16 protein-coding genes are annotated in these 16816 nt (G+C 35.8%); 10 read left to right on the forward strand and 6 right to left on the reverse strand.

What is annotated here, in order from left to right; all coding sequences use genetic code 11:
• Positions 1-23: 23 nt before the first annotated feature.
• The 4 genes from EKL97_RS14695 to guaA form a co-directional block, all read right to left on the reverse strand.
• The gene (locus EKL97_RS14695; protein ID WP_066082415.1) at positions 24-257 is read right to left on the reverse strand and encodes a DUF3820 family protein; all 234 of its coding nucleotides are present in this window, start codon (positions 255-257) and stop codon (positions 24-26) included.
• An 83-nt stretch (positions 258-340) separates the two neighbouring features.
• Entirely contained in the window at positions 341-742 is a 402-nt protein-coding gene (locus EKL97_RS14700) for an OsmC family protein (protein ID WP_126556178.1), read from the reverse strand.
• Complete coding sequence (locus tag EKL97_RS14705) at positions 742-2703, reverse strand: LysM peptidoglycan-binding domain-containing protein (RefSeq protein ID WP_317125244.1); 1962 nt, start codon at positions 2701-2703, stop codon at positions 742-744. The genes EKL97_RS14700 and EKL97_RS14705 overlap by 1 nt, the downstream gene beginning before the upstream one ends.
• A 121-nt stretch (positions 2704-2824) precedes the next feature.
• Positions 2825-4354, reverse strand: coding sequence for a glutamine-hydrolyzing GMP synthase (gene guaA, locus EKL97_RS14710; RefSeq protein ID WP_126456084.1), 1530 nt, complete (start codon positions 4352-4354; stop codon positions 2825-2827).
• Between the two features lie 198 nt (positions 4355-4552).
• Between guaA and EKL97_RS14715 the strand changes: the two genes are divergently transcribed.
• Complete coding sequence (locus EKL97_RS14715; RefSeq protein ID WP_126556172.1) at positions 4553-5080, forward strand: hypothetical protein; 528 nt, start codon at positions 4553-4555, stop codon at positions 5078-5080.
• 132 nt (positions 5081-5212) lie between these two features.
• Here EKL97_RS14715 and EKL97_RS14720 read toward each other — a convergent pair whose 3' ends face one another.
• Positions 5213-5881 carry a hypothetical protein gene (locus tag EKL97_RS14720; RefSeq protein WP_126563293.1) on the reverse strand — a complete coding sequence of 223 codons (669 nt, stop codon included), beginning with the start codon at positions 5879-5881 and terminating at the stop codon, positions 5213-5215.
• A 283-nt stretch (positions 5882-6164) separates the two neighbouring features.
• On the opposite strand from EKL97_RS14720, the gene EKL97_RS14725 reads away from it, so the two are divergent.
• From EKL97_RS14725 to EKL97_RS14750, 6 genes are all read left to right on the forward strand, one after another.
• On the forward strand, positions 6165-6575 hold the full coding sequence (locus tag EKL97_RS14725) for a RidA family protein (protein ID WP_126463247.1): 411 nt from the start codon (positions 6165-6167) through the stop codon (positions 6573-6575).
• A gap of 33 nt (positions 6576-6608) precedes the next feature.
• Positions 6609-7865 (forward strand): voltage-gated chloride channel family protein, encoded by a 1257-nt coding sequence (locus EKL97_RS14730; protein WP_126569209.1) that lies wholly within the window; start codon positions 6609-6611, stop codon positions 7863-7865.
• Positions 7866-7934: 69 nt separating this feature from the next.
• Positions 7935-8939 carry a DHH family phosphoesterase gene (locus tag EKL97_RS14735; protein ID WP_126569210.1) on the forward strand — a complete coding sequence of 335 codons (1005 nt, stop codon included), beginning with the start codon at positions 7935-7937 and terminating at the stop codon, positions 8937-8939.
• Between the two features lie 3 nt (positions 8940-8942).
• On the forward strand, positions 8943-9602 hold the full coding sequence (gldI, locus tag EKL97_RS14740) for a gliding motility-associated peptidyl-prolyl isomerase GldI (RefSeq protein WP_126561690.1): 660 nt from the start codon (positions 8943-8945) through the stop codon (positions 9600-9602).
• Between the two features lie 14 nt (positions 9603-9616).
• Entirely contained in the window at positions 9617-10741 is a 1125-nt protein-coding gene (locus tag EKL97_RS14745) for a peptidylprolyl isomerase (RefSeq protein WP_126561689.1), read from the forward strand.
• Between the two features lie 33 nt (positions 10742-10774).
• A complete protein-coding gene (locus tag EKL97_RS14750; protein ID WP_126569211.1) occupies positions 10775-12049 on the forward strand; it encodes a peptidylprolyl isomerase in 1275 nt (424 codons plus the stop codon).
• A gap of 199 nt (positions 12050-12248) precedes the next feature.
• Here the strand turns inward: EKL97_RS14750 and EKL97_RS14755 are convergent, their stop codons facing one another.
• Positions 12249-12689, reverse strand: coding sequence for a hypothetical protein (locus EKL97_RS14755; RefSeq protein ID WP_126463235.1), 441 nt, complete (start codon positions 12687-12689; stop codon positions 12249-12251).
• Between the two features lie 616 nt (positions 12690-13305).
• Here EKL97_RS14755 and EKL97_RS14760 point away from each other — a divergent pair.
• The 3 genes from EKL97_RS14760 to EKL97_RS14770 all read left to right on the forward strand — a co-directional run bounded on the left by EKL97_RS14760 (position 13306) and on the right by EKL97_RS14770 (position 16716).
• Positions 13306-14349 carry a tyrosine-type recombinase/integrase gene (locus tag EKL97_RS14760; protein ID WP_126516659.1) on the forward strand — a complete coding sequence of 348 codons (1044 nt, stop codon included), beginning with the start codon at positions 13306-13308 and terminating at the stop codon, positions 14347-14349.
• Positions 14350-14629: 280 nt separating this feature from the next.
• Positions 14630-15976 (forward strand): S41 family peptidase, encoded by a 1347-nt coding sequence (locus tag EKL97_RS14765; protein ID WP_233584110.1) that lies wholly within the window; start codon positions 14630-14632, stop codon positions 15974-15976.
• A 365-nt stretch (positions 15977-16341) separates the two neighbouring features.
• The gene (locus tag EKL97_RS14770) at positions 16342-16716 is read left to right on the forward strand and encodes a hypothetical protein (protein ID WP_126569212.1); all 375 of its coding nucleotides are present in this window, start codon (positions 16342-16344) and stop codon (positions 16714-16716) included.
• Positions 16717-16816 lie beyond the last annotated feature (100 nt).

Below are 16816 nucleotides of genomic sequence, written 5' to 3' on the forward strand. Positions count from 1 at the left end.
ATTATAAATTGTCAAATTGAAAATTAAATCGGTTTTGGGTACCGTTTTTTTATATTTCGAATTAACTCTTCCAGACCATTGAGTTTCAATTCATAAATTAATTTCAGTTGTTCCCCTAGTTCCCCTTTAGGAAACCCTTTATTGCTATACCAAACAATATAGTATTCCGGGATATCGATAAGAAACCAGCCTTCGTATTTACCAAAAGGCATTTTAGTATGGGCTAGCTTGATGAGTTGTTTTTGGTTTTGATCCATTTTATAATAAAAAAGAAGCAAGAGACAGGAAAACAAGAAGAAATAATCATTTTTGTTTCCTGTCTCTTGCTTCCTAAGACTATTTAATTCCAGTTAAAAATAATTCGTTTCTCGATTTCAGGATGCAGACTCAGGAAAACAGGACAGGTCATTGCTGCGCTTTCCAGTATTGTTATATTCTTTACATCAGCAGTTCCGTACATCTCAAAATTAATCGCTATCACATCAATACGTCTGGGTTCCGTTTTCATTATTTTAACCACCTCAGCGGTAGATCCTTTTAAATCCACTTCGAGATCTCGTGCTTTTATTCCCATGATGGTCATCATACAAGTTGCCAGAGCATTGGCAACCGCATCCGTTGGAGAAAAAGCTTCTCCTTTCCCATTATTATCTAAAGGAGCATCCGAAAAGATTTCAGTCCCGGATTGCAAATGAATAGAAGAGGTTCTTAAATCCCCTAAATACGTTACTATTGATGTCATTATTTTGCTTCTTTTATGGTTAAATCGGTATCATAATATAAAATATAAATTCCTTTATTGGTATATCCACCATCTTCTTTTTTATAGAATTCAAACTTATTATCTATTTGTTCCGTTGCCGTAAAGTCTACTGTTTCCTGATATTTCTTATCTTGTGACAAACGCATCATCGTGTCAAAAGTAACATCAAAACCACGAATTGCATAAGCACTTGGAGTAATTTTATTTCTGTTTTTAAACTCTTTCTCAAAAATTAATGCTTCAGGAGTTTCATTTTCACGAGCAACTGAAGGATACATTAATTTCAATTTTGTCAAATTCACAAAATTAATTTCGTCCGTGTCTAATGTTTCATTTGGTTCCAGAATTACTAACTGCACTTGATACATTGACATAGCACTCAACATAGTGGCCATAGTTGCCTTGATCATACTCGTGTTTTCGGTTTCCATCACCACGTAATTCATTTTGCCTTTTACAAATAAACGCTGTAGATTTTCTGGAGAAACACTGCCATTTGGATTAAGAGTTGCAAATTTAACGTCTTTATGATTTTCTTTTATAAACTGAATTACAGATTCTTTTTTCCTATCGACTACTGCTATAATAACGCCTCCTCTGGCTCGCATATAATTGAACATCGTATTTTTAACCTCAGTGGTCGTTGGAATGGTTTGATATAAATTACTAAGGGAGTTACCAACATCTTTTGATAAAGGGGAGATTACCGGAACCTGGCGTTTATGAAGTAATTCAGCCGTTATCTCGACGTTACTTTGATAAAAGGGTCCAATTATAGCATCTGAATCTTCCAAATTATTTCGCTTAATTAATGCTGCTATATTAGAATAATCCTTAGTTTCCTGGGAATCATAGATACTCACATCAAGAGAAAGACCCAATTGTTTGGCAGAATCTATGGCCATTAATGCACCTGCATAAAAATCTAAAGTCATATTCAAAAACTTGTCGTTTTTCAAGCGGGTGATGATCGAATTTGCAGTATCCACCTCCATTTTTGCAATATTAAAGGGCAAAAGAAGCACTAGTTTTTTCCTGTTCGCGCTATTATTTGACAATACGGTATATTCTTTTTTAATTTCTTGCAAAACAGGAGTCGCTGACGGAACTTTCAAAATCATACCTTCTGTCACGCCCTGAGATAAAGCGGGGTTTAAAGCAATTAATTCCTCCTGACTCAAATTAAACATTCGGGACAAACTATACAGTGTTTCTTTCGGTTTTATAACATAGGAACGGTAACTAAAGAGTACTTTGGCTGGTTGTGCATTATTTTCACCCATTTCTTCTTTGGACGCAAACGCTGCTTCCGTTTTATCTGCTTTTGGCCCCAAAGTTTCGGGATTCCCTTTGATACGCAATTTATATCCAATGGGTAAACCGGAAACTATTTCAGGATTTTTCTGCTCTAATTCTGCAATGGTAATTCCATAGTATTTCGCGATTGAGTATTTAGTCTCTTTTGGAAGCACATCGTGATACACTACTTTATCCTGATTTGATACTGTTTTTTTTAACCCATTTTTAGATGGAATAATAAGCGTCTGCCCTATTTGGAGGCCCTCGTTTTCAAGAAAAGGGTTCGCTTCTTTTAAAGCTTCATCCGTTACCTCATATTTTTTTTCGATACCATAGAGCGTTTCTTTTGGTGTCACTTCGTGAATTATAGCCTTCGCACCTGGTATAGTCGCAGTCAACGGTTTTTGGTTGCCCCCTTTTTTAGGAATCAGCAAAATACTGTTTGGTTTCAATCCACTTTGAGCATCCGGATTTAGTTGATATATATCAAATGGAGTGACCTTGTATTTTTGAGAAATTTCGTTAATTGTTTCCCCTTTCGCCACTTTGTGCGTTGTATTTTTTTCTTGTGCAAAAACACTATCATGATTGAACAACAACAGCACCATACAAATTACAAAAAAATATTTCATCGTTTTCATTTATAAATTATTCAAATTAGTAATACAAGAACGGTACCAAATTTTATTCTAAAAAATTTGATACCGTTTATATGGGAACATTAAAAAAAGCTGTTCTTAGAAAGGACTAAATAGTAAAGTATTATTCCCATTCAATAGTTGCCGGCGGTTTTGAACTGATATCATACACTACTCTATTTACCCCTTTTACTTTGTTGATTATGTCATTCGAGACTTTCATCAGGAAATCATAGGGAAGATGTACCCAATCTGCTGTCATACCATCTGTAGATTCTACAGCACGTAATGCAATTACTTTCTCATAGGTACGCTCATCTCCCATTACTCCTACGCTATTAACGGGAAGTAAAATGGCTCCGGCTTGCCATACTTTATCGTACAGTCCCCAAGATTTTAATCCGTCAATAAAAACAGCATCAACGTCCTGTAAAATCTGTACTTTTTCCGGGGTAATGTCTCCTAAAATTCTGATGGACAGTCCTGGTCCTGGAAAAGGATGTCTGCCTAATAATTCAGGGTCTATTCCTAAAGAAGCCCCTACTCTGCGTACCTCATCTTTAAAAAGCATGCGCAATGGCTCTACTATTTTTAGTTTCATGTAATCCGGTAAACCGCCAACATTATGGTGTGATTTTATGGTTGCCGATGGTCCTTTTACAGAAACGGATTCAATAACATCCGGGTAAATAGTACCTTGTGCCAACCATTTTACATCTTGTATAAGGTGCGATTCATCATCAAAAACTTCGATAAAGACACGTCCTATAATTTTACGTTTGGTCTCCGGGTCGCTGACACCTGCTAATTCAGATAAAAAACGATCACCGGCATCGACTCCTTTTACGTTCAAACCCATTCCTTTGTACTGATCCAGTACGTTCTGGAACTCATTTTTACGAAGCAAACCATTATTCACAAAAATACAATACAGGTTTTTACCAATCGCTTGATGTAATAAAACTGCTGCCACGGTAGAATCTACTCCTCCAGAAAGTCCGAGAACCACTTTATCGTCTTGTAGTTTTTCTTTTAATTCAGCCACCATTTCTTCAACAAAAGCATTTGGCGTAAAATTTTGAGGTACTTCCGCAATTTTCACCAAAAAGTTCTCCAACATTTTAGATCCGTCGGTTGAGTGAAAAACTTCCGGATGGTACTGAATGGCGTACGTGGTTTCACCCTCTATTTTGTAAGCTGCAAATTCCACATCGTGGGTACTGGCAAGTTTTACTCCATTAGTAGGCAATGCTTTGATACTATCGCTATGGCTCATCCAAACTTGGCTGTTTTCAGAAACACCCTCGAAGAACACTTCATTCTCTTTTATAAAAGATAAATTAGCTCTACCATATTCTCTTGTATTTGAAGCTGCCACTTCACCTCCACTAAAATGAGATAAATATTGGGCTCCGTAACAAACGGCTAATAAAGGTAATTTCCCTCTAATTTGAGATAAATCAGGATGTGGCGCATCTTCTCCTCGAACAGAAAAAGGGCTACCACCAAGGATTACGGCTTTGTAAGAAGATAAATCACTCGGAAAATGATTGTATGGGAAGATTTCGCAGAATATATTTAATTCGCGAACTCTACGCGCAATAAGTTGTGTGTATTGCGATCCGAAATCTAAAATAAGTACGTTGTGTTGCATGTGCAAAAATACTTTTTATATTTTGAATTGAAAAATCGAATTTTAAAATATTTATTTTATTTTGGATCACCAAAATAATTTCTCCTATCTTTTAAAAGAGAATTAGCCTTTTAGTCCATTTTGGAATTATCCTGAAATTAAGTTTAGAAGATAAAAGAGTACATTTGCAGCCCTAATAATCTACTTAAAACAGAAAAAATGAAAGCAAGAAATTTTATAGTCGTTGCATTTTTTGGCTTTATTATCATTTCATGTAATGTAATTGATGATTTATTGACCTTTTCGATAGACAATCAAACGACCGTTACCATTCCATCTGGATTTCCAGTGAACACCTCTTTAGAATTAGTTACTCCAGATGTTCCGTCTAATTCTAGTACCGCATTTGAAAATAACAATACAAATGCCGAATTAGTCAAAGATGTAAAATTGAAAGAGATGAAGTTGACGGTAACAAATCCCGCTAACAAATCATTTTCATTTTTAAAATCGATACATATTTATATTTCAACAAATGACAGCGACGAGATTGAACTGGCTTTTTTAGACGATATAAACGCAACATCAAACACGTTGAGTTTAACCTGTACCACAGAAAAATTAGACAAATACGTTAAAGCTTCCAGTTTTAAACTACGAACAAAAGCGATAACCAAAGAGGCGATTACTCAAGATATTTCCATAAAAGCGGACATGAAATTTCAAGTTACTGCAGATCCTTTTTAGAAAAAGCTATCAAACTAGTGGCTGACGAAATCCAAAGTGATTGTACCCTGAAATTTCAAATAAGACAAAAAAAGACCTTTGGAATCTCATTTCAAAGGTCTTTTTGTTTTTACAATACAGGATTTATGTCAACTATTCTTTGACCAAAATAATGGTTGCTTTAAAACCTGTTCCCAGATTCCATTGACTTCCTGATATCAAACCTCCTTTATCATTATATACTTTGAATTCAGCAGTATTGGGTCCTGAAGATCCCTGGTTCAACGCTTCAAATTCAATCTTGTTAAATCCTTTTTCTAAGACGATTTCAAATCCTTGAAAATTACTTTCAAGATTCACTTGGTACTGGATCACTTTATCGTTCAGATACACCCTGATCTGATCTCCATCAACGTAGGCCGCATCGCGATACATTACTTTTGCTGTGACAGATCCCGTGGTAAAATTGCCTAAATCTTGGTTTTTTCGATACACCAAACCTTCTGTTTTTTCTTCTTTTTTATTCCATTTGTCTCTATACACATCTCCCGGATTAATAAACTCATTTTTAGGAATCATCGAAAAATTATTTGCCGGCGCTACAGGAGCTGAAGCACTTGGTTTTGGGTTTAATAACTCCGGATTTTTAAACACATTAGGTGTCTTGACTGGTGGAACACTCGCTTTTGGAGGAATTGGTTTTTTAATTTTTGGTGCTATATTTTTAGGGGGAATGGCTTTAAATTTTGAGCTAAATTCGTTTTGGGCATATCCGCTTAGAGACATGCTGATGGTAATCATTAAAAATAAAATCCTTTTCATAACTTTCAAAATTAGGTTTTTTGTACCTGTAAAAATTTAAAAATAAAAAACCTATTGTACTTAATCAAAAATGAAGCACTAATTTAACTTTCATTTATAACTTATAATTTCCGATTTTATTATATTTTGGATACCCAAACACCATAAAAAACCGGTACATAAAAGGAATATTTTAATTACAAAACGGGTGATTTTATTTCGCTTTTTTTTATAACTTGCAAATAGTATGCCATACCAAAGCATCGCCTTCCATAACACTAAACAACCTTTAAACACTACTACAATGAAAAGAGAAAACATACTGACAGGCTCGCCATGGGAAGACAAAATGGGATATTGCCGCGCCGTACGCATTGGCAACTCTATTGAGGTTTCCGGAACTGTCGCACTGGTTGACGGCAAAAAAGTGAAAGCTAATGACGCCTATGCACAAACGCTCAATATTTTAGAACGTGTCGAAAAAGTCCTTGAAGACTTGGATGCAAGTATGAAAGATGTTATCAGAACCCGAATTTTCACTACTGACATTACTACTTTTGAATACGTTGCTAAGGCTCATGCTCAATTTTTTAAAGATATAAAACCTGTCACTGGTTTTTATGAAATCAGCAAATTAGTCGGTCCTGAATATCTAGTTGAAATAGAATTTACAGCAATAGCCCCTGAAAAATCATTAATTCAAGACGGATTATAATACTTTTGCACAAACACTTTGGCTGTTCTACTAATGAGTTTAGAAAAAACGAATAAAATTACGACACTCCTTTTCAAATGGATTTTCATTTGCATTTTAATAGGTATTTTTTCCGGATCGGCATCTGCTTTTTTTCTGGTAGCATTAGAATGGGTAACCCAAACCCGAGACAACAACAACTGGATCATCTGGCTTTTGCCAATAGGCGGCTTGGCAATAGGACTGGGATATTACTATTGGGGGGAATCAGTCGTCAAGGGGAATAATTTATTGTTAAAAGAATACGAAAATCCGCAGCAAATTATTCCATTCAAAATGGCGCCTTTGGTACTTTTTGGCACCTTGATCACCCATCTTTTTGGCGGTTCAGCCGGTCGTGAAGGAACAGCAGTACAAATGGGCGGTGCCATTGCTGATCAGTTCGCAAAACTATTTCAGCTTGACGTTTCCGAAAGAAAAACAATCCTCATTCTGGGAATCAGCGCAGGATTTGCTTCCATTTTTGGCACCCCTTTAGCCGGAGCCTTATTTGCTTTGGAAGTTGTTTTTTTTAGTAAAATCAATTTAAAAAGCATCCTATTATCGTTTTTTGTTGCCTATATCGCTTATTTCACCGTGGAACTTTGGCAGGTACAACACACGCATTATGCTATTCCTTTTGTCCCTTCAATTACTTTCATTACCTTATTCTGGGTAGTTCTCGTGAGTATTTTGTTTGGCTTGGTCGCCATGCTTTTCTCCAGAAGCACACACTTTTGGGGTCGGTTATTTTCTAAAACCATATCGTTTCCGCCTCTTCGTCCTTTTGTGGGAGGATGTTTCATTGCATTAGCCGTCTATTTTATTGGAACTACAAAATACATTGGCCTTGGAGTTCCTATGATTATTGAGGCATTTTCGAATCCAAATGCTTCTTATGATTTCCTACTAAAAATACTCTTTACGGGATTTACGCTGGGAGCAGGATTTAAAGGGGGCGAGGTAACCCCGCTATTTTTTGTTGGCGCTACTTTAGGAAGTGCCTTATCGCTGGTTGTGCCATTGCCAATTGCCCTTTTGGCAGGCATGGGGTTTGTGGCTGTTTTTTCCGGAGCCACCCATACACCTATTGCTTGCACGGTCATGGGAATGGAAATTTTTGGTGTTGAAAGCGGTATTTTTATTGGTCTAGCGTGCTGCATCGCTTACTTTACATCCGGTTCCGTGGGAATTTACAACGCCCAAATTGTAAAAGGAGCAAAATACCATTTGTACCAAAAATTAAAAAGAAGAAACACCGACTTTTTATAACCCTCTAAAAGTTTGTTAATTGTATAATTCATTTCAACATTACAGTAAAAAAATGTAATTTCGCAATCTATGAAAATACAAGACATTCAAGCGATACAGTTGTTATTAGCAACTCCTAAAAAGATTGCCATAATCCCACACCGAGGCCCTGATGGCGATGCCATGGGTTCTACCCTGGCTTTATATCATTTTTTATTAAAAAACAAACACCATCCCGTTGTTGTTTCTCCCAATGAATTTCCAGATTTTCTGGCTTGGATGCCGGGCTCTGAAACGATTAAAATATTTGAAAAAGACAAACAAAATTGCACAAAAATCCTTGAAGAAGCCGATCTGATTTTTACCTTAGATTTTAATGCCTTGCACCGCACCGGCGATATGGAGCAGGTTTTATCCCAGCTAAAGGCGCCCTTCATCATGATTGACCACCATCAAAAACCGGATGATTATGCCGCGATCACCTACTCTGATACGGCCTTTGGATCAACTTGTGAAATGGTGTACAACTTCATTTTATTCCTTGGAAAAAAGCAAGATATCGACAAGACTATCGGAACCTGCATTTATACTGGAATCCTAACCGATTCCGGTTCTTTTCGTTTTCCAAAAACAACTGGAACAACCCATAAGATTGTGGCTGAATTAATCGATTTAGGCGTTGAGAACACAGAAATCCCAAGCTTATTATTTGACAACAGCTCCTTTGGACGTTTGCAAATACTAGGAAGAGCGCTCCAAAACATGAAAGTACTTCCGGAACATAAAACAGCCTACACGACTCTTAGCCAGGACGAATTAAATTCGTTTGATTATGTAAAAGGCGATACAGAAGGTATTGTAAACTACGGATTAAGCATCAAGGGAATCATTTTTACAGCTATCTTTATAGAAAATAGAGAAGAAAAAATCATCAAAATTTCATTCCGTTCCCAAGGCGATTTTGATGTGAATCAATTTGCAAGAGACCATTTTAATGGTGGCGGACATCGCAATGCAGCCGGAGGGAAATCAGAAACATCAATGACAGAAACTATCAAAAAATTCGAAGATTTAGTAACAACGCTAAAAGTATAATCCATGTTGAAATTCAGTACGCCTATTGCACTGGTCTTTTTTTTGATTCTGGTTATGTCAAGCTGCAAGCAGCATCAGGAGGCGCGCAGACCCCTTTCGCAAGCTTCGGGAAGTTTCATGAAAAAATCAATTCAACGCAACAAAAAACTGGTGGCCACCGAAGAAGATAAAATTGAGGCTTTAATCAAAAGCGACCCAAAGATAAAATACCTTGCCTCAAAAAAAGGATATTGGTACACCTATCAAACCCGGAATGAAACGGATACGCTTACGCCAAAAAAAGGAGATGTAGCCTTTTTTGATTACGAGATAAAAGATTTAAAGGGAGCCATCATTTATTCTGAAGTAGAGCTAAGACCTCAAATCTATTATGTTGACAAACAAAACATTATGATGGGATTGCGAGACGGCATCAAACTAATGCGTAAAAACGAGAAAGTTACCTTTCTTTTTCCATCAAATATGGGGTACGGTTACCATGGTGATGACAAAAAAATTGGCACCAACCAGCCCTTAATCTGCACGGTTACGCTGCGTGACTTTAAATCGGAAGCAACTTATAAAAAAGAGAACGAAACACCAGTAAAAACAGTTGTACCCCCAGCTCCCAGCAAACAACAAGTACCGCCCACCAGTACACCTAAAGACACTATAAACCAATAAAAATAAAGTTAGAAATGAAAAAAAAGATCGTACTCGCATTCCTGGCAATTGCCTCATTTTACTCCTGTAAAGAAGAACACAGCGATCTTCCAGACGGTTTATACGCTAAAATTGAAACCAATAAAGGTGACATCATCGTACAATTAAATTTTGAAAAGGCCCCTATTACAGTAGCAAATTATGTGGCATTAGCAGAAGGGAAAAATGATTATGTGACCAATGAAAATCTTAAAAAAAGACCTTTTTTTGATGGTTTAAAATTCCATCGTGTCATCAATGACTTCATGATACAAACCGGAGATCCGCTAGGAACGGGTTCTGGTGATACCGGCTACAAGTTCAAAGATGAATTTACTGATTTGCAATTTGATAAAGGAGGCGTTCTGGCTATGGCCAATAACGGCCCGGCCACCAACAGCAGTCAGTTTTTTATCACGCATCTTGCTACACCTTGGCTAGATGGCAAACACACTATTTTTGGTCATGTAGTCGAAAAAGGGATGGAGGTCGTGAACAAAATTCAACAAAACGATTACATCAATACAGTTACCATTATCAGAAATGGAGAAGCGGCTAAAAAATTTAACGCAGTAAAAATATTCAATGATTATTTTGCTGTAGAAAATAAAAATCAAAAGGAAAAAGCAGCTGTAGATACTGAAAACAAGCGAGTTTACAACGAGAAATACAAAGAAGTCCGCGAACAAAAAGTAGCTTATTTTGCCGAATTGAAAGCCAAAGCAACAAAAACCAAAACAGGACTGCAATACGTGATCACCAAAAAAAGCGGGGGTAAAAAACCTGCTATTGGTACTGGCATCTTCATTCATTACGCCGGTTTTCTTGAAAATGCTGAATTATTTGATGCTAGTATCGAAAGTATTGCCCAAACTTTTGGAAAATACGATGAAAACAGAGCCGCTCAAAACGGCTACCAACCCATCCCTTTCCAAGCTGGTAAAAAAGATGGCATGATTCCTGGTTTCATTGAAGGCATCGAAAAATTATCGTTTGGAGACAAAGCCGTGATTTTTATTCCATCCCAATTGGGATATGGGGCAGCTGGAGCCGGAGGTGTGATTCCGCCTAATGCCAACATCATTTTTGAAATTGAATTATTAGAAAAAATGCCTCAATAATAGTAAGAAAATAAGCCTTTAAATTAGTACACTATGAAATTTAAAATTCTGGTTTTATTGTTTCTGGGAATGGTCAATGTACATTCCCAAACGGTCAAGAAATCTATTCCTGCCAAAAAACCGGTGACAACAGCAAAAGCAATTGTAAAAAAACCGGTGAAACCTGCGGTAAAAGCTCCGGTAGTTATCGAGGGAATTTTTGCAACAATTGCTACCAACAAAGGAGACATTGTAGTGGAATTAGCCTACCAAAAAGCTCCGGTTACCGTTGCGAACTTCATTGCATTGGCAGAAGGTAAAAACACTTTTGTCACTGATGACAAACTAAAAGGAAAACCGTTCTTTGACGCTCTGAAATTTCACCGTGTCATACAAGATTTTATGATACAGACTGGAGATCCTTCCGGCAATGGTTCCGGTGGCCCAGGTTATAGTTTCAAAGATGAATTTACGGACTTGAAACACAACAAAGCCGGTATTCTTTCTATGGCTAATTCTGGACCTGCAACTAATGGAAGTCAGTTTTTTATCACCCATAAAGCAACGCCATGGTTGGATGGTAAGCACTCCGTTTTTGGTCATGTAACCCAAGGAATGGCTATTGTAAACGCTATTGCGCAAAGCGATGTAATTACAAAGATTACTATTGTGAGAAAAGGCGCTTTGGCCAAAAAATTTGATGCGCCAAAAGTATTCGCTGATTATTTCAACAATAAATCCGAAGACCAGAAGAAACAAGACCTGGCAAACGCTGAAAATAAAGCAAAACAAGCTGTTTTTGAAGCGGAAAACAAAGTAAAAAGAGAAGCGCTGGAAGCGGAAGCTAAACGAGTATACATGGAAAAATACGGTGCTGTAGTAACCGCTAAAAAAACCTATTTAGCCGCTGCTAAAGCGACAGCAACCATCACACCTTCCGGATTAGCGTACAAGATAACAGAGAAAGGAACCGGAGTAAAACCTGCTAACGGAGCAACATTTTATTTTCATTACGCAGGCTATTTTGAGGACGGAACCCTATTTGACAGTAGCTATGAAGAAGTCAATCAAGTCTACGGGAAATTTGATGCCAATCGTGCCGCCCAAAACGGATACCGAGCCTTCCCGTTTGAAGCCGGAAAAAAAGACGGCATGATACCCGGATTTATTGAAGGACTTGACAATATGGCTTTTGGCGATAAAGCAGTCATTTTTATTCCATCCAATCTGGCGTATGGCGAGCGAGGTGCCGGAGGCGTTATTCCGCCTAATACAATGCTTGTGTTCGAATTAGAAATGCTGGAAAAACAGCCAACTCCAAAACAATAAAATAAAATATTTGACAATTATAAAACCCGACAATTCTCATCAAAGGAAAATTGTCGGGTTTATTATTTAATCCATTTAGATAAATCTTATTCAGCACGCGGATTTAAACTGGTTTACACTGATTAAAAAATACTTAAAATTCGTTTTTCTTCTGTCGCAACCGTGCCATCTGTGTGCTATCAGACGTAAACCAACACTATTATTTCTTTGTAAATTTCCAGTCAAATTCATCTTTCTGATTGATAATTGCACCAATTTCAAATTTCACCACCTCATCAAATTCTGTTTGAAAAATGATCCAGTTTTCCTCGTTGAAGTAATTTTCGAACGTATCAAACTCTTCCTGAGTAAATTTAGTGATTCCTTTGGTAACCAAATCTTTTTTGACCTCACTAATTTTTCTGTTGATCAATTTGTATCCAAATAATTCCAACTCCGGACTTGATGCGACAATGTACCCCAATTTCAGCTCTTCTTCCTTATAGAATGTCAAGCGCATTTTGAGTTTGTTGTAAGCAAAAATTACATTATCATCCTCATCCTTATAATTGCGGTCTGGTTTCCCGTAAAGCGCCGTAACATCATTTTGTTTCATCCCGAAAAGAAGCTTATCGATGCCGTGTTTTGGATTTATTTTCATACGTAGTCTGTTTTTTTTTAGTGAATAGAAAAATCAATGTGTATTGCAACAGCTCCTTTTCCAATCCTGATTATGGAACGCAAAGTTCGCAAAGTTTTTATAATGTTTGCCCTTTTTATCATTAAAAACTGAAGACTTTTTAGTAATCTAGCCGAGTATAAAAAAACCAGCTGCCAAACTACAGAGTAGGATCGGTTTTCGGGGCGGTAAAGTGCTCAATTTTTTTTAATCCCCATCGTTAAAACTACAATTTAAGGTTTTGTTTTAATCCAGCGCTGGATTTCTTTCCTGAGATTTCACCCATTTACACCGATTAATTCATCAGGCATCTTTAAAAATCTTTTATCAGCCTATGCTGTGGTACCACTTTTTTTAATACTTGTATCTATATCCTTTTCTTGCTGCTTAATCATTAATGCTGGACTAAAAATGTAATAGATTTGACGGCAGTATTAAAGTCTGTACGGATACCATTCTAAATGATAATCCTATATTATTTTTAGAATCCAAAAGCAAAACACATTGAAGCACATTGTTTTAACTAGCACCTGAACCAATGCGCTATTTTGGAAAGATGACAATAAATGGCTACTTTAGTACCACCAAAAGAAATAGTATGAGCTGGAATGCTAAAATTATTACACATAAAAAAGAGAAAAGAATCGCGGTCTATTTCGAAAAAAATCAAGAATTAATTACTCGAATAAAAACAGTAGCCGGTTCCAGATGGAGCCAATCTTTAGTCGCTTGGCACATTCCAGATACGGAAGAAAATAGAATTCGGTTTAAAATTCCAGCACTTACCTACTCCTTTCCGTCACCTGAAGGCATTGCTCAAATCGAGAAACTCAAGCAATGGATGCGTTCCAAGCGGTATAGCCAAAGTACGGTTGTTACCTATAGTGAAGCTTTGAAATCCTTCTTGGTTTTTTATAACCAAAAACCTATTGCTGAAATTACCAATGAAGATGTAATTGTGTACAATAATGAATACATTTTGAAAAACAATCTTTCGGCTTCGTATCAAAACCAAATTACAAACGCCCTTAAGCTATATTTTAAAACTATACAAAACACCAAAATCGAAATTGACAAAATTCACCGACCAAAACGGGCTAAGGTTTTGCCAAATGTATTGAGCAAAGAAGAGATAAAATTGATTTTGAATGCACACAGCAACATTAAGCACAAAATGATGTTGAGTCTGATTTATAGTTGTGGGTTACGCTGTGGTGAATTATTAGCACTTCGACCCGTTCATATCGATGCTAACCGAAACATAGTTTTGCTAAAAAACGCCAAAGGTCAAAAAGACAGGATTGTGCCATTAAGTCTAAAAATATTAGAAATGCTTCGTGAGTATTATAAAGTTTATAGACCTATATCTTATTTATTTGAAGGACAAATCAAAGGACAACCCTACGATGATAGAAGTTTGCAACAGGTGTTGAAACAAGCTCTTCAAAAAGCTGGGATCACAAAACCAGCCACCTTACATTGGCTCAGACACAGCTACGCAACGCACTTATTAGAAAGTGGCACCGATTTAAGATATATACAAGAATTATTGGGACACAGCAGCAGCAAAACCACCGAAATTTATACTCACGTAAGTACGAAAAGTTTGCAACAAATAAAAAGCCCATTTGATGATTTGTAAGAAATTAATTTATTATATTTGAATCGCAATGCGCTGCTCAATAGCGACAATCTACCCAAAACAGGGTGTATAGTCGCTACTTTATAGCGAGTATAGACAAGTTGGGCGATATATTGCTCAAAAAACTGGAAAAATAAAAAGTGTTACATCTAAAAGATATTTTCGTCTTTTGAAATAAATAAAAACTATGAGAAAAACATTAAGTTTATCAATAATGCTAATTTTAATTTGTAATCTCTCGATTGCTCAAAATTGTAATTGCAAAACAAATTTTGAATGGATGAAGAAAACTTTTGAAGAAAATGATGCGGGTTTTCAATATATAATCGACCTGAAAGGAAAGGAAGCGTATCAAAATAATAATACAATTATTTTACAGAAAATAAAAGCAATAAAGAAAACAGAAGATTGTACAAAAGTATTATCTGAATGGCTAGCTTTCTTTCGTAAAGGCCATTTTGCAATTAAAAAAATAGATAATAATTCTATAAATTCTAAAAAAAGCATAAAAGAAACAAAAAATGAAAATTGGGAAACTTTAAACGTAGATGTTCAAGAGTTTGAAAAATATTTGACTTCAAAAAAAGAAACCGATTTTGAAGGAATATGGGAAACTAGCCTGTACAAGATTGGTATCAAAAAAATTGGAGATTCTTATTTAGGTTTCATCATAGAATCTGGGAATGAATCTTGGAAAAAAGGGCAAATAAAAATCAGGCTTAACGACAAGAACGGAACATTTTATTTAAGAGACAAAAATCCAGAAGATTTTACAAGCCCAAATCTTTTGGGGATAAATTATCTGCAACTTGGGAATTTTACACTAAAAAGATTAAATCCAAAATATGAAACCGAAAAAGATATTGAACAATATCTTACTCTGATGTCGATTGACAAACCTTTTATTGAAGAATTAAATAAAACAACTTTAATTTTCAGAATTCCATCTTTCGATGGCTCACAAAGAAAAATAATTGACAGTGTTATAGCTATAAACAAAGAAAAAATATTAAAAACTGAAAATTTAATAATTGATTTGCGCAATAATGGTGGTGGTGATGATATAAGTTATAAAGAAATATTACCCTTTTTATATACAAATCCAATAAGAGAAGTCGGTGTAGAATTGCTGTCGACTAAACTAAACAATCAAAGAATGTTGGACTTTGTCAACAAACCCGAATTCGGTTTCGATGAAGAAGCTAAAAAATGGTTAAAAGAAAGTTATGATAAATTAGAAAAGCAATTAGGACAATTTGTTAATTTAGATTCAACAACAGTTAGTATTAATAAATTTGATCAAATTTATCCATATCCAAAAAATGTTGGAATAATAATTAACAAAGGTAACGGAAGTACTGCCGAACAATTTTTATTAGCCGCAAAACAATCTAAAAAAGTGAAATTATTTGGTACAACAACATTTGGAGCATTAGACATTTCAAATATGAATTTTGTAAAATCTCCTTGTAATGAATTTGAATTAGGATACTGTTTGTCGAAAAGTTTCAGAATTCCGAATATGACAATTGACAGCAAAGGTATTCAACCTGATTATTATATTGACGAAAGTATCCCAAAATATAAATGGATTGAATATGTGAACGGAATTCTAAATGAAAAATAAATACATCGCCCAACCGCTGTTTTGATATAGTGTGTGATTTAGTGGAATTACCGTTTCGTATCAAGTTTTTGTTAAGCCGAAAATTGAACGGTTACGAACCACACACCATCTCAAAGCAGCATAACGTTATGCGTCAGCTTAACCAAACTCAACAGAAAACAGAAAGATAAATGGCATTATTTCACCTAATTTTTGAACTAATAAAAATTTCGATTTTAAGTTGTATTTATGCAAGCTTAATACTTCTAGTCTTTAAAATAATTGCACATTATAATCCAAATTCTTGGTTTGTAAAAGCTTCAAATAAGAAATTTAAGTTTTGGTTTTTAAGCGGTCTTTGTATATCTGTTTTTCTCTTCTTTTTTATGTTTAGTTATTATGGAGACCATGGACTTGGAGACAGCGCGAGAGTTCCTATTGGACACTCTAAAGCAATTCAAGAAGTAGATGGCGTACAAGCATATATTCAAGATGAAGGGCCGATTAGTATGATCGAGATAGGAGAATTCATGATAGCTGATAACTTTGTCTATGGCTATACAAGCGATTCAAATGAAAATTATGATGGCAATTATTTCGTCTACAATTTGGTAAATAATTCTGTAAAGACATTCAAACAAAAAAGTGAATACGTAAACTTTTTGACGACAAACAAACTTGATAAAAATCCGAATTACAAAGATTTTAATTATTATTACGGAGAATATTGGAACGGATGGAGATTTTGGCTTTTACCGTAAATAAATTGAGAAAAAAGCCGAACGCATAATCGAGTAGACGGCTCCGCCAGAAACTGACGGAGTGCGCCTCTCACACCACCGTACGTACGGGTCTCGTATA

The sequence above is a fragment of the Flavobacterium sp. LS1P28 genome, from assembly GCF_003970335.1.
Classification (GTDB): Bacteria; Bacteroidota; Bacteroidia; order Flavobacteriales; family Flavobacteriaceae; genus Flavobacterium.